Source organism: Pseudomonas sp. 32_A (assembly GCF_017490905.1).
Classification (GTDB): Bacteria; Pseudomonadota; Gammaproteobacteria; order Pseudomonadales; family Pseudomonadaceae; genus Aquipseudomonas; species Aquipseudomonas inefficax.
Genome location: NZ_JAFGYI010000002.1, coordinates 180,284 through 192,673 on the forward strand (window position 1 = coordinate 180,284; position 12,390 = coordinate 192,673).

The following is a 12,390-nucleotide window of genomic DNA, read 5'->3' on the forward strand; positions in this document are numbered from 1 at the left end:
GTTTACCCGCGAAGAGGCCGGCACAGGCGGCAACCGGCTCAAGCCATGTCGCTGATCGCAAACTCCTCGGCCAGATGATCGATCAGCGCCCGCACCGATGGCAGCAACCCCCGCCGCGACGGGAAGATTGCATGCACGATGCCGCAGCGCGGGTGCCAGTCCGGCAGCAACTCCACCAGCCGCCCCGCCGCCAGGTCCTCGCGCACCGCCACCCGCGGCAGGTGCGCAATGCCCACTCCGGCCACCACGAAATGGCGCAAGGCGAACAGGTCGTCAGTCACCATGCGTGGCGTGTGCGGGATGACGATGCTGCGGCTGCTGTCCTCGCCCTGGAACAGCTCCCACTGATACTCCCGCTGCGCGCTGCCCCAATGCACACTGGGCAGCGTGCCCAGCAACTGTGGGTCAAACCCCTTGGGCAGTTGCTCCAGGTACTGCGGCTGACCGACCAGGCACTGGGTACTGTTGCTCAGTACCTTCATCACCATGTCGGTGTTCTCCAGCGGTGGAAAGCGCACCCGCAGAGCGACGTCGAAGCCCTCGTGCAGCAGGTCGACGCGGCGGTTGGTGCTCTCTATGAACAGTTCCACTTGCGGGTACTTGAGCATGTAGCGGGTCAGCATCGGCCCGACCCAGGAATTGAGCAGGGTGGTCGGGCAACTGATACGCACCAGACCGCGCGGTTCGCTGCGGTTGCGCTCGATGATCTCCGCCGCGCCCTCGGCCTCCACGCGCATGGCCAGGCAGCGATTGTAGTAGGCCTGGCCGATCTCGGTGAGCGAGCAGTGGCGGCTTGTGCGGTGCAGCAGGCGCACGCCCAGTCGGTCTTCGAGATCGGCAATGCGCCGGCTGAGCTTCGACTTGGGCATGTTCAGCGCCCGGCCAGCCGGGGCGAAGCCGCCGTGCTCGACTACCTGGGTGAAGTAGTAGAGGGAGTTGAGGTCTTCCAATGATCGGTCTCCAGGTACTTGATTGCCTGTGCCGGCCCTTTCGCGGGTAAACCCGCTCCCACAGGTACTGCGCCATCACTGTGGGAGCGGGTTTACCCGCGAAGAGGCCGGCACAGCCCCTGCAAATCTATCGTTCATAAAACAGAACGCTAAAGCCAAATTCTGCTATCTACCGCCACAAAGGTGATGATTTTAATCTGTGCCCATCAACGCGAAACACCCCCGAATGCTGAAAAATTCATAACCCTCAGGAGCACAGACCATGAGCAAATTCACCTACAACCGCCTGAACAAAGACGATGCCGCTGTCCTGCTGGTCGACCACCAGGCTGGCCTGCTGTCCCTGGTCCGTGACATCGAGCCGGACAAGTTCAAGAACAACGTGCTGGCCCTGGCCGACCTGGCCAAGTTCTTCAACCTGCCGACCATCCTCACCACCAGCTTCGAACAAGGCCCCAACGGCCCGCTGGTACCAGAGCTGAAAGCCCTGTTCCCGGACGCCCCGTACATCGCCCGCCCTGGCCAGATCAACGCTTGGGACAACGAAGACTTCGTCAAGGCAGTGAAGGCGACTGGCAAGAAGCAGCTGATCATTGCCGGCGTGGTGACCGAGGTCTGTGTAGCGTTCCCGGCGCTGTCGGCCCTGGAAGAAGAGTTCGAAGTGTTCGTGGTGACCGATGCTTCCGGCACCTTCAACGAAATGACCCGCGATGCTGCCCATGACCGCATGAGCCGCGCCGGCGCGCAAATGATGACCTGGTTCGGCGTGGCCTGTGAGCTGCACCGCGACTGGCGCAACGACATCGAAGGGCTGGCGGCGCTCTGCTCCAACCACATTCCGGATTATCGCAACCTGATTACCAGCTACAACGCGCTGACTGCGGGTAAGTAACACCAAGTAATCTGATGGATGGCTTCTGCAAGGGGGCCATCGTTGACTTGGTCCAGGAGTGTTGTTAGCGTTTCACCTGAGCGCGAAACCAGCTGCCATTCAGCGGCAATAGCTGGCGTAGGAACCCCGTCGATGGCTGAATCATCAGCGTCGGGTGAGACCTCCACACCCCGGCTTGAGGGTGTGTATATGAATATCAAGCACGAGCACAGGGCCACTGGTGACAGTGGCCCTTTTCTTTGCTCGGCAGATAAGCGTACCGCTTGTAAAGCAGTTTTCCGTGGCGATGCTTTCGACTTTCGCGGTGGGGTTGTTGGGGCTCAATGCGATACCTGGCTGCGATCAGTGCGGCCAAGTGAGCCTAGGGAGCTCTTGCCGGTTTCATCCAGGTGTTCCAGAGCTTTGTAGCCACAGTCGTAGGCGCCGCGCAGGTACTGGGCGACATGCACCAGGGCGTCGTGGGCGGAGACGCCTGGGTTTACTGTGAACAAAGGTGGATGGCCGGCATCGCAGCGGCTGAAGGCGCGCTCTTTAGTGTCGGGGAGAGGTGGATTGGGGACAATCTTTTTCATTGCAGTAAGCTCTCTAAGTTGTACTGCAACCATCCGTTTCCACGCGAAGGGTGGCAGTTGTACGCGGGGTGGAAAACCGGTGAGAGGCAACCCGGTAGGCCATACGGCCTCCCGCGCACAACTGCCATTGACGACAGAACCTCAAACCGAGACGGGTTTCCACACCCGATCGCTGAACCGACAGCGACCCGGCAAGCCTAGAGAGCAGGCTTTCCCCGGACAATCAGACGGGCGTCGACACGGTGCGTAGGATAAATCCTCGGGATTGGTGTGACCGTAGGAAATGGTTCGCGGGGAAGTAGGACCTAGCTGAGAATCGGACGATTTTGTGATGGTTTTTTTGTGTTCGCGTAATGGCGGCGCTCGATCTCAAGGGCGCTGCATCTCTACAGTCATGCGCTCGAAATCCTCAATCCGCATCCGAATCAAACAACCGCTCCAACTCAGCCCGGGCCTCCTTGGCCGTCTGCATCACCTTGGCCCGGTCATCACGCACCTGCCCCTGGGCCACCAGCACCTCTTCGTCATGCTGGGTAAACCGCGCAATCCGGTCCGCCGCCTGCGCGTCGCTCAACCCCAACCCCACCAATGCCCGGCGGGTCATCTCCAGGCTGGAGTAGAACGTCTCGCGAATCGGCTCGGCGCCGACATCCGCCAACTTATGCACATGCTGGCGGTTACGCGCGCGGGCCAGCACCTTCAGGTGCGGGTACAGGCGTTTCACCCGTTCCGCCGTGTGAATGGCAGCTTCCGGGTCATCGATAGTGATGATGAAATACTCCGCCTCGCCCACCTTGGCAGCATGCAGCACCTCGGGGCGCAGCGGGTCGCCGTAGAACACTGGTACCTGTTCGAACATGCGGGTCATTTCGATGGTGTCCACCGAGGTTTCCAAGGCAATGAACGGAATCTTCTGTGCCCGCAGGATGCGCGCGACGATTTGGCCCATGCGGCCCATGCCGACAATCACCACCCGTGGCGTGTCAGTCTGGATCTGCTTGTAATGCTCCGGCACCTCACGCGCCGGTTGCGGGCGCTTGAGGGCGCGGGCACAGCCAATCATCAGCAGCGGGGTAATTGCCATCGACAGGGTGATGGTCATCAGCAGCAGGTCGTAGGTCTGGGTATCGAACAGGCCCTGGTCCTTGCCCAGCTTGAACACCACGAAGGCAAATTCGCCACCGGCAGCCAGCACCATGCCCAGGCGCAGGGCGCTGGCGCTGTTCAGGCCACCGGCCAGGCGCCCGACGCCGACCAGCAGTACCAGCTTCACGGCCACCAGCAGCAGGGTCAGGCCCAGCACCACCAACGGCATTTCCAGCAGCAGGTGCAGGTTGGCACCCATGCCGACACTGATGAAGAACAGCCCCAGCAGCAGGCCCTTGAACGGTTCGATCTGCGATTCCAGCTCGTGGCGGTATTCCGAATCGGCCAGCAGCAAGCCGGCGAGGAAGGCACCCAGGGCCATGGAAATGCCGGCTTCTTCCATCAGCCAGGCAGTGCCGATCACCACCAGCAGCGCGGTGGCGGTGGACACTTCCGGCAGGCCGGTGCGGGCCACGGTGCGGAACACCGGGCGCAGCAGGTAGCGGCCACCGACGATGACCACGGCGATGCTGGCGAACACCTTCAGGCCGTGCTCCAGGCTGTCGCCGTGGCTGGTGTCCGGGCCGCTGGCGGCCAGCAGCGGCACCAAGGCAATCAGCGGAATGGCGGCGATGTCCTGGAACAGCAGAATGGCGAACGCCAAACGGCCGTGCGGGGCGTTGAGCTGCTTGCTCTCGGCCAGGCTCTGCAGGCCAAGGGCGGTGGACGACAGCGCCAGGCCCAGGCCGAGCACGATGGCCGCCGGTAGCGTCTGGCTGAAGCCGAACAGGGCGATGGCGCCGATCAGCGCACCGGTCAGCAGCACCTGGGCGGTGCCGACGCCGAACACGGCCTTGCGCATCAGCCACAGGCGCTTGGGCGACAGTTCCAGGCCAATGATGAACAGCAGCAGGACCACGCCCAGCTCGGAAATGTGCGCCACGCTTTCGGTGTCGCGGATCAGGCCCAGCGCCTGCGGGCCGATGATCACGCCGGCGAGCAGGTAGCCGAGCACGGCCCCCAGTTGCAGGCGCTTGGCCAGCGGGACGGCGAGGACAGCGGCAAGCAGGAAGATCACCGCAGTTTGCAGAAGGCTGCCTTCGTGTGGCATTGGCTCGTACTCCATGAGCTGCCGGGGCAGCGTTAGATCAGTTTGACGGACAATTCTGGGGAATTGGGGGGTGCCAGACAATCTGCTGTGGGGAAGACACATTGTCCTGAACAAGGTGACAGTCGTGCTGGCTTCTTCGCGGGTGAACCCGCTCCCACAGGAACAGCGGTGCCTTCAAGCCTGCGCATCCCCTGTGGGAGCGGGTTCACCCGCGAAGAGGCCGGCACAGGAAATCTACATACTCAGCTGCCACCAAACTGCGCCCGATACTGCGCCGGCGTCATGCCAATCCGCTCGCAGAACACCTTGCGCAAATGCCGGTCACTGCCAAACCCGCACTGCGCAGCCACTACCTTCAAGGGCAGGTCGGTGCCTTCCAGCAGCTTGCGCGCCCGGTCGATGCGCGCATTCTGCAGGTACTGCAGCGGCGTGATCCCGACCTCGCGCAGAAACGTCCGGGCAAAGTTGCGCCCGCTCATGGCCACCAGGTCGGCCATTTTCTGCACGGTGAAGGCTTGCTCGATATGGTCGACGATGTACGCCTGCACCCGGGCAATCGGCGAATCGTCCCGTGGTACAGCCGCCAGCAGTGGCCCATAGGGTGTCTGCCCGCCCTGGCGATGGCGGGCGACCAGCAGCACCTTGGCCACTTCCAGGGCCAGTGCCTTGCCATGGTCCTCGGCCACTACCGCCAGTGCCAGGTCGATGCCAGCGGTGATGCCGCCCGAGGTAATCAGGCAACGGTCGATCACATAGATCTGCTCGGTCTCGACCTTGGCCTCGGGAAACGCCTGTGCCAGGCGCTCCACGTAGTTCCAGTGAGTGGTGCAGCGATAGCCATTCAGCAGCCCGGCACGGCCCAGCAGGAATACCCCGGTGCAGATGGCGCCGAAGCGTTTGGCCCGGCGCACGGCTTGGGGCAGCCAGCGTTCGATGCCTGGCAGGGCGATGTCATAGGCCCCTGGGCCGCCTGGTACCAGCAATAGGTCGACGGCGTCCGGCAAATCCTCCAGACGCAGGTCGGCTATCACTTTCAGCCCGCATGAGCCGCGCACCGCCGTTTGCCCCTCGGCCAGCGTCAGCAATCGGTACTGCCGCTCGGCAGGCAAGAACCGGTTGGCGATGGCGAACGCATCCATGGGCCCCGTGACATCCAGCAACAACACATCGTTGAACAGCACCATGGCCACGGTGCGGTGGGCGTTTTGCTGCATACCTCTTGGCTCTATAGCTGAATACGTCATGCATCTTAAGGTATCCAGCCGCACACAATTAATAACAATTCAGGTTTGCCTCAGGACTTTGTCATGTGCCGAGGGCGAGACTTCCTGCATTGAACAGGAGAGTCGCCATGCACCTCGGGACGCCCCAAGCGCCGCTGCAAACCCCCGGCGCGCTGACACCTGCGCGGTTGCGCAGGGCCAAGGAACTGATGTTGCACAGCCCGTTGTCGATCATCGAGATCGCCGGCGTGTGCAACCTCACACGCAGCCACTTCTCCCGCGCATTCAAGGTCAACACCGGCCTCTCTCCTCAGGCCTGGCGCCTGCTCGCACGCATGGAAAAGGCCAAGCGGCTGCTCGCCACCGAGGCGCCGATTACCCACGTGAGCCTGGAATGCGGCTTTTGCGACCAGGCCCATTTCACCCGTGCCTTCAGCCGCCTGGTCGGCCAGCCGCCCAATGCCTGGCGCCAGGCGCAGGCCCATCCTTAAGCCGAACCTATCCGCCGGTATAGCCCCTTGTAGACAGTGCCGGCCCGTTTCCCAACCCAAGGAGTCACCCCGATGAGCCAACCCGATTACAAGCGCCTGAACAAAGACGACGCCGTGGTGCTGCTGGTGGATCACCAGACCGGCCTGATTTCGCTGGTGCAGGACTTCTCGCCCAACGAGTTCAAGAACAACGTGCTGGCCCTGGGCGACCTGGCCAGGTTCTTCGGCCTGCCGACCATCCTCACCACCAGCTTCGAGCAAGGCCCTAACGGCCCGCTGGTGCCCGAACTGAAAGAGATGTTCCCGGATGCGCCGTACATTGCCCGCCCAGGCCAGATCAACGCCTGGGACAACGAAGACTTCGTCAAGGCGATCAAGGCTACTGGCCGCAAGCAGTTGATCATCGCTGGCGTGGTGACCGATGTGTGCGTGGCGTTCCCGACCTTGTCGGCGCTGGCGGAAGGTTTTGAAGTGTTCGTGGTGACCGATGCTTCGGGCACCTTCAACGAAACCGTGCAGCAGGCGGCCTGGGTGCGCATGACCCAGGCGGGCGCGCAGATGATGAACTGGTTCTCGGTGGCCTGTGAGCTGCACCGCGACTGGCGCAACGACATCGAAGGGCTGGGCAACCTGCTGTCGCAGCGCATCCCCAACTACCGCAACCTGATGAACAGCTATGCGGCCTTGAGCGGCCGTTGATGTAAACCTGTACCGGCCCCTTCGCGGGTAAACCCGCTCCCACAGGAACCGTGCAGTCCTCAGGCTATGCACTTCCCCTGTGGGAGCGGGTTCACCCGCGAAAGGGCCGGTACAGGCTCAAGAATGATTCACAGGCAAAGTGAAGCGAATCCGACACCCCCCCAGCTCCGACACCAGCGCCTGCAACTGCCCGCCATGGGTCTGCACCACCGAGTTGCAGATCGCCAGGCCCATCCCCATGCCGCCGACCTTGGTGGTATGAAACGCCTCGAACACCCGCTCTCTTTCATCCGCTGCAATCCCCGGCCCGTTGTCGTCAACGCAGATTTCCACCCCATCCCCGACCACCGCCGACGCAATCCGCAGCACCCCATCACTGCGATACCCCGTCAGCGCCTCCAGGCCATTGGTAATCAGGTTGAACACCAACTGCTGCAATTGCACCGGGTCGGCCATCACGCCCACCCGCGCCTGCAAGCGCATCTGCACATCCACCTTGCCCTTGGCGGCATCGGCCGAGGTCAGGCGCACCACTTCGCGGATCAGCTCGTCCAGCTTCACCACCTTGAGTTGCATCGGCGATTGTTTGGCCAGCGAGCGCAGCGCGCGCACGATGTTGGCGGCCCGTTCGCTGTCGTTGCGGATGTCTTCCAGCCCGGCAATCGCCTCTTCCAGATCGGGTTTGGCGCGTTTCAGCCAGCGCAGGCTGGCAGCGGCGTTGGAAGCGATGCCCAGCAGCGGCTGGCTGATTTCGTGGGCGATGGACGCCGACAGCTCGTTCATCACTTGCAGGTGCGCCGTGCGCGCCAGCTCCGCGCGTGAGCGGCGCAACTCGGCTTCCATCTGCGCACGGGTCTGGTTGTCTTCGGCCAGGCGTGTATAGAACTTGGCGGTCTGCAGCGACACCGCGGCCTGCGAGGCGAGGATTTCCAGCATGGCCAGGCGCTGGCTGCCGAACAGGTTCGGCACCAGGCGGTTTTCCAGGTACACCAGGCCGATCAGCACGCCCTGGATCACCAGCGGCAGGCAAAGCACCGAACGGGCGTTGCGTGCTTGCAGCTCCTGGCGGAAAGCCTCCGGGCAATCGCTGAGGGCGTCGTTGAGCACCAGCGGCTTCTTGGTACGCATGGTGGCGTTGATGATCGACAGCGGCGCCTGGGTCATGAACTTCTGGCAGTCGTCCATGCTCACGTGCAACCCGGCGTCGTCGATGTAGGCGAGGGCTGCCATCTGGAATTCGGCACCGCTGACGATCAGCAGAGCACCGTGGTCGGCGCCGGAATGCTGGGTCAGCTGGCCCATCAGGGTTTCGATCAGGCCCTCGAGCAGCACTTCCTCGGACAGCGCCCGTGCTGCCTCGATGCCGGCTTCCAGGTCGAGCTTGGCCTGGTGAGTGGCGCGGTGGGTTTCCTGGATCGGCTGGGTGCGCAGGAACGGGTGCAAAGCCTCCAGCTGGTGCACCTTGCCGGTCGCGCCCCAGATGTGGAAACAGTCGCGGGCGATGCGCAGGTGCAGGTTGGCGCCGGATATCAGGCCGCTGGGGATACAGACCTCGGCCAGCTGTTCGTGGGCCAGCGCTTGTTCATGGATGAACCCGGCGGCGGTGGCGGCGATCTGTGCCTGGTCGAAGCAGCGGATGGCGGCCAGGCCGTCGCCTTCGAGCTTGGCGATCACGCCTTCGATCAGCAACAGCTTGTTGCGGAAGGTGGCCGGGTTGAAGCCGGCCCAGCGGCCGAAGCGTTCGCGCAGGGCTTGAAGCTCGCGCAGCTTGTCGGCAAGGTTGCCAACGGCTTCGGGGCTGCCCAGGGCCAGGCCGCGGAACAGGTGATAGTCGGCCAGGTTGATGTGCGCCGGTGCCGCCCAGGCGTTGTCGCCGGCCAGTGCCAGATTGCGCATGGCCTGCGGGATGTTGCCCAGGTAGAAGTCGCACATGCCGGCCAGCAGGTACTGAAAGAACCGTGTGGTAGGCGATTTTGAGGCTGCGGCCACGGCCGGGCAGGGCGTGCCGCTCAATTTGGCGACGAACGCTTGCTGGGCCTGCAGGATCTGCTCGACGTCGCCATAACCGTAGCGGCGCACGGTGGCCAGGCCTTGCGCCAGCTCCTCTATAACGTCCGGCAGGTAGCGGCCCATGAACAGCGAATCGGAAACCAGGTGGTTGCAGGCATAGCAGCTCATCGCCAGGTCGCCGCTCAGGCGCCCGGAGTCGACCGCATCCATTGCGGTACGGCGGGCGAACTCCATGGGCGAAGTCCAGGCGCTGACCTGGTCCAGGGCCAGCAACGCGCTGGTCAGGTCAGCGTCGAAACCGTGCCGCTCTATCAGCTTGAGCGCAGCCAGGCAGCAAGCATGGCCATCATGGTAGGCGCCGAAGCGCTCGGCAATCATCACCCCGTACCAGGCCATGCCGTAGGTGCTGCCCGGGGCGACGCCGTGCAACAGCGACAGCTCCATGAGCTTGGCCAGGTGCAGGAAGCAGATGTCGTCCTTTACGAAAAACGATGACGACAGGGTGGCCAGCAGGCTGATGGCAACTGTCACTTCCTCCGAATCGGTGCGCTGCAGCGACTCCAGGCAGTGCCGGCCTTTCTGTTCCACCAAGGCCTGTACATTGGCATGACTGGCTTCGACCTGTTGCCAGTCGATACCCCGCACCGGGCTTATACCCAGCAAGTCCAGGCCGGATATGGCGCTGTCGATGGCCGCTTGATAGTCGCCGCGCAAGGTGTTCAGCAGTGCCTGCAGGCGGCATACCCGCGCCTGGTCCAACGCCGACCGTGCGCGCTGGCGGCACTCGCTGATGCGGGCCTCGGCCGCGGTCATTCGCGACAGTTGCATGTCGCACTCGGTGGCCATGCAGGCTATGGCAAAGCCATGCGTGGCGCGGCTTTCCAGCGTTGTGCCGCGGTGCAGCAACTGCTCGGCCGTGTGCAGGTAGCCAGCTGCCTGTTCGAAAGCGCCACCGTCGCGTGCACGTGCCGCTGCCTCGCGTAAAAGTTGCAGGAACGCTTCGCAGTCATCTGCTGAAAAGCCGCATGGGCTGGCGCGTTGCAGCTGGTTGGCGAGCTCGAACAGCGCCTCTTGCAGGCGGCCCGGCCCGGCCTGGCGCATGGCCAGGGCAATTCGTGCATGCAGCTGGGCGCGCTCGGGCGCGGGCGTGAGGGCATAGGCGGCTTCCATTACCCGCTCGTGGGCGAAGCCCAGGCCGTTCTGGCCCGATTGCAGGAAACCCGCGCCAATCAAGGCTTTCAACGGTTCGCCGGGCACTTGAAAGAGCACCTGCTGAAGCAGGCGTTCATCGCAGCGGCTGCCCGCCGCGCTGGCCACCCGCAGCAGGTCACGCTGCGGCTCTGGCAGGCGCGCCAGGCGGTGGATCATCAGGTCGGCGACATTGTCGGAATAGCGGTGGCGGGCCACGGCCTTCAGGCACCATGACCAGCGCATGGCCTGGGTGTCGAAGGTGAACAGCTGGTCCTCGACCAGGGCCCGGAGAATCTGATTGATGAAGAACGGGTTGCCCGCCGTCTTTTCGTGCACCAGCTCGGCCACCTGCAATGCGTCCTCGGGGCCGACGTGGTAGCGCTCGCCGATCAGCTCAGCCACCGCGCCCACCGCCAGGGGCCGCAGGTTCAGCGTGGTGCTGCGCACCGCTGTGGGCAGGGCAAGGGGAGTACTGCTGGCTGGCGCATCATTGCGCCGGGCGAAGATCAGCAACAGGTGGCCGGGCGCGTGAGCCAGCAGTTGCGTCAGCAGTTGCTGGCTGGCGTCGTCGACCCACTGCAGGTCATCGAAGAACAGCACCAGCGGCTGGCCGGGGCGGCTGAACACCTGCAGGAATTCGACGATCGCCCGCAGCTCCTTCTGCAGCGCCAGGCGCGTGGGCTTGGCCGGCAATTCGGGCAAGGGGCCGAGGACCAGCTGCAGGTCTGGCGCCAGCTTGCCGAGCAGCCGGCCGTGGCCTTTGATGCGGCGCAGGATCTCGCGGCGCAGGGTGTCGAGGTCCTGGCTGTTCTTGGCCAGCAACTGGGTGGTCAGCGCGCCGAGAATTTCGACCCAGGGTGCGTAGGGCGTGGCCTGGGCAACGCCATTGCACTTGCCGGTGGCCCAGTAACCCTGGGCGTTGGCCTTGAGTGCTGCCTCGACCAGGCTCGATTTGCCCATGCCGGTAGCCCCATTGATGAACAGGGCTTGTGGTTTGCTGTCACGGCTCAGGGGCTTGAGCAGCAGGGCGATGGCCTTCTGCTCGGAGCTGCGGCCATACAGGCGTGCGCGGTCGGGCGTGACCGGGTCGGCACAGCCGGGTTCGAAGGCCTCGATGGACTTGCTGGCGGCCCACTGCCGCTGGCAATGGGCCAGGTCCACCGCCAGGGCGCGGGCAGTCTGGTAGCGGGCGTCCGGTTCTTTGGCCAAGGCCTTGGCCAGGATCCGGCTGAGAGGTTGCGGCACATTGCGGTCCGCTTCGCAGGCCGCTCGTGGCTGCACGCCGGCATGCAGCTGGCGCCAGTGCTGGGTATCGCGCCCGGCAAGCGGTAATTCGCCCACCAGTAGCTGGTAGAGGATAGCGCCCAGGGCATAGATGTCGGTGCGTCGGTCGCTACTGCTGCCGTGCGGGCAGACCTGTTCCGGCGCCAGGTACGCCCAGTTGCCGAGCGGGGTGCCTTGTTCGCTGATCAGCTGCGCCGGGTCGGCGCGAAAGCAGCCCAGCCGCACACGCTGGTTGGCGTGCAGGCACACATGCTCGGGCCGCAGCGCGCCGTGCAGCACATTGCGTTCGTGGGCCTGGGCCAAGGCAGTGGCCGCATTCACCGCAATATCGAGAAACGGCACCAGGGCCGCAGGGCCTTCTGCGATAAGGTCGGCGATGGAGCGGCCGGCCGGATACACCAGGAGCGGGCCTTCGGCCGAACGCACGAACGCAGAGGGGATCACCGCCCACTGCGGGTCGAGTTGCAGGCGGTAGTCACGTTCCAGGCGCTGGCAGGCGGCGGGGGCCTCGCGCGGGGCGCGCACGGCGATCCAGGCCTGATGGGTGGCAGGGTCGCGCAGGCGGAAGTAGCTGAGCTCACCTTCCTGGCCCAGCGCGCGGATGTCGCACCGGTTCAGCCAGCCCTCGTCGATGGACTGGTCGTAATCGATGGGCCTGTGGGCAAGGCGTTCATCGAGCATAAGGTACCCCTGCTAGCGACATCCTGACGCGCGAGTATACGCAGCGGACCCAGCACGGATGCGGGCTGCAGCCTGCTTGGCAGGAACGGGCACGCTGTTGTCCGTTATCGTCCCCTGGGGGCTGACGGGCTTTTGTATAGTCCTCAGGCCAACCTATCCCTCGGGATAATTGTCTGACGGCGTACGCTGGCCTAGGCTGC

Annotated in this window: 8 protein-coding genes; 3 read left to right on the plus strand and 5 right to left on the minus strand. The window is 64.0% G+C overall.

Translation table 11 applies throughout. The features are described 5' to 3' along the window. Positions 1–38: 38 nt before the first annotated feature. Positions 39–950 (minus strand): LysR substrate-binding domain-containing protein, encoded by a 912-nt coding sequence (locus J5M58_RS02140; RefSeq protein WP_085621549.1) that lies wholly within the window; start codon positions 948–950, stop codon positions 39–41. Positions 951–1,212: 262 nt separating this feature from the next. On the opposite strand from J5M58_RS02140, the gene ycaC (J5M58_RS02145) reads away from it, so the two are divergent. Beyond that, complete coding sequence (gene ycaC / locus J5M58_RS02145; protein WP_013974760.1) at positions 1,213–1,842, plus strand: isochorismate family cysteine hydrolase YcaC; 630 nt, start codon at positions 1,213–1,215, stop codon at positions 1,840–1,842. Positions 1,843–2,162: 320 nt separating this feature from the next. Here ycaC (J5M58_RS02145) and J5M58_RS02150 read toward each other — a convergent pair whose 3' ends face one another. From J5M58_RS02150 to J5M58_RS02160, 3 genes are all read right to left on the minus strand, one after another. Continuing rightward, complete coding sequence (locus J5M58_RS02150) at positions 2,163–2,414, minus strand: hypothetical protein (RefSeq protein WP_112249895.1); 252 nt, start codon at positions 2,412–2,414, stop codon at positions 2,163–2,165. A gap of 409 nt (positions 2,415–2,823) precedes the next feature. After that, positions 2,824–4,611 (minus strand): monovalent cation:proton antiporter-2 (CPA2) family protein, encoded by a 1,788-nt coding sequence (locus J5M58_RS02155; RefSeq protein WP_112249893.1) that lies wholly within the window; start codon positions 4,609–4,611, stop codon positions 2,824–2,826. 242 nt (positions 4,612–4,853) lie between these two features. After that, entirely contained in the window at positions 4,854–5,825 is a 972-nt protein-coding gene (locus tag J5M58_RS02160) for a GlxA family transcriptional regulator (protein ID WP_112249891.1), read from the minus strand. Between the two features lie 137 nt (positions 5,826–5,962). On the opposite strand from J5M58_RS02160, the gene J5M58_RS02165 reads away from it, so the two are divergent. Continuing rightward, the gene (locus tag J5M58_RS02165) at positions 5,963–6,325 is read left to right on the plus strand and encodes a helix-turn-helix domain-containing protein (RefSeq protein ID WP_112249889.1); all 363 of its coding nucleotides are present in this window, start codon (positions 5,963–5,965) and stop codon (positions 6,323–6,325) included. A 72-nt stretch (positions 6,326–6,397) separates the two neighbouring features. Next, complete coding sequence (gene ycaC, locus J5M58_RS02170) at positions 6,398–7,024, plus strand: isochorismate family cysteine hydrolase YcaC (protein ID WP_112249887.1); 627 nt, start codon at positions 6,398–6,400, stop codon at positions 7,022–7,024. A gap of 117 nt (positions 7,025–7,141) precedes the next feature. Here the strand turns inward: ycaC (J5M58_RS02170) and J5M58_RS02175 are convergent, their stop codons facing one another. Continuing rightward, the gene (locus J5M58_RS02175) at positions 7,142–12,190 is read right to left on the minus strand and encodes an ATP-binding sensor histidine kinase (protein ID WP_207877037.1); all 5,049 of its coding nucleotides are present in this window, start codon (positions 12,188–12,190) and stop codon (positions 7,142–7,144) included. Positions 12,191–12,390 lie beyond the last annotated feature (200 nt).

Excerpts from the sequence above, each read along its gene's own strand:
- J5M58_RS02175 (WP_207877037.1), bottom strand. The coding sequence starts at position 12,190 with ATGCTCGATGAACGCCTTGCCCACAGGCCCATCGATTACGACCAGTCC.
- J5M58_RS02155 (WP_112249893.1), bottom strand. The coding sequence starts at position 4,611 with ATGCCACACGAAGGCAGCCTTCTGCAAACTGCGGTGATCTTCCTGCTT.
- ycaC (WP_112249887.1), top strand. The coding sequence starts at position 6,398 with ATGAGCCAACCCGATTACAAGCGCCTGAACAAAGACGACGCCGTGGTG.
- J5M58_RS02160 (WP_112249891.1), bottom strand. The coding sequence starts at position 5,825 with ATGCAGCAAAACGCCCACCGCACCGTGGCCATGGTGCTGTTCAACGAT.
- J5M58_RS02150 (WP_112249895.1), bottom strand. The coding sequence starts at position 2,414 with ATGAAAAAGATTGTCCCCAATCCACCTCTCCCCGACACTAAAGAGCGC.
- J5M58_RS02165 (WP_112249889.1), top strand. The coding sequence starts at position 5,963 with ATGCACCTCGGGACGCCCCAAGCGCCGCTGCAAACCCCCGGCGCGCTG.
- ycaC (WP_013974760.1), top strand. The coding sequence starts at position 1,213 with ATGAGCAAATTCACCTACAACCGCCTGAACAAAGACGATGCCGCTGTC.